The sequence below is a fragment of the Stenotrophomonas sp. 3diitr2024 genome (assembly GCF_042136455.1).
GTDB lineage: Bacteria > Pseudomonadota > Gammaproteobacteria > Xanthomonadales > Xanthomonadaceae > Stenotrophomonas > Stenotrophomonas sepilia.
Genome location: NZ_JBHHMJ010000482.1, coordinates 1 through 1,193 on the forward strand (window position 1 = coordinate 1; position 1,193 = coordinate 1,193).

1 protein-coding gene is annotated in these 1,193 nt (G+C 70.1%); it reads left to right on the forward strand.

The annotated features are described in order from the left end of the window. Positions 1-204 precede the first annotated feature (204 nt). Entirely contained in the window at positions 205-1,083 is an 879-nt protein-coding gene (gene folD / locus ABGA94_RS12180; protein ID WP_111187543.1) for a bifunctional methylenetetrahydrofolate dehydrogenase/methenyltetrahydrofolate cyclohydrolase FolD, read from the forward strand. Positions 1,084-1,193: the final 110 nt, after the last annotated feature.

Sequence of the window (1,193 nt, forward strand, 5' to 3'; positions counted from 1 at the left end):
CCCCCCCCCACTACCGTGTGGGGAATTGCCGAAGCCGGCGGTTGGTAATGCCAGCCGCTGGCCGGCAGATGCGCGAACGTTCCGACGTCATGAGGTTGCCGGCCAGCGGCCGGCACTACCGGTGCGCGGAGTCGGCGCACGGCGGTGGGCGAGGGGGCCTGAATCAGGGACAATAGCGTCCCCGCCGCCCCACGCCTGCCCCCGATGAACGATTCCGCCCCCCAGCATCCTGCCCGCATCCTTGATGGCCGCCGCATCGCCGAGGACCTGCTCGACAGCCTGAAGGTGCGCGTCGACGCCCGCATGGCCGCCGGTGGCAGCCGCCCGGGCCTGGCCGTGGTGCTGGTGGGTGGCGACCCGGCCTCGACGGTGTACGTGCGCAACAAGCGCCGTGCCGCCGAGAAGGTCGGCATCGAAGCACATGACTACGATCTGCCGGCCGGTACCACCGAGGCCGAGCTGCTCGACCTGATCGACCAGCTCAACGCCGATCCGAAGATCAACGGCATCCTGATCCAGCTGCCGCTGCCGGGCATCCCCGACGCGCGCCGGCTGATCCAGCGCATCGACCCGCGCAAGGACGTGGACGGCTTCCACCCGGAAAACGTCGGCCACCTGGCCCTGCGCGAGTTCGGCCTGCGCCCGTGCACCCCGCGCGGCATCACCACGCTGCTGGGCCACACCGACCAGCCGGTGCGCGGCCGCAACGCCACCATCGTGGGCGTCAGCAACCACGTCGGCCGGCCGATGGGCCTGGAGCTGCTGATCGCCGGCTGCACCGTGACCAGCTGCCACAAGTTCACCCCCAAGGACGTGCTGGAACAGGCCGTGCGCAACGCCGACATCCTGGTGGTGGCGGTGGGCCGCCCGGGCATCGTGCCGGGCGAATGGGTGAAGCCGGGCGCGGTGGTGATCGATGTGGGTATCAACCGGCTGGATGACGGCCGGCTGGTGGGCGATGTCGGGTTTGAAGCGGCGGCCCAGCGGGCCAGCTGGATTACCCCGGTGCCGGGTGGTGTGGGCCCGATGACCGTGGCCACGTTGATGCAGAACACCCTGGAAGCGGCGGAAGCGCTGAGCTGACCTCACCTGGGGCTGTTCTCAGGTGCCTGAGGGAAAGTGCGGACCAACGGTCCGCACCCACCAAAGGCGCTTCAGGGCTGGCTCGGGTGATCCTCTCAAGGTGGGTGCCG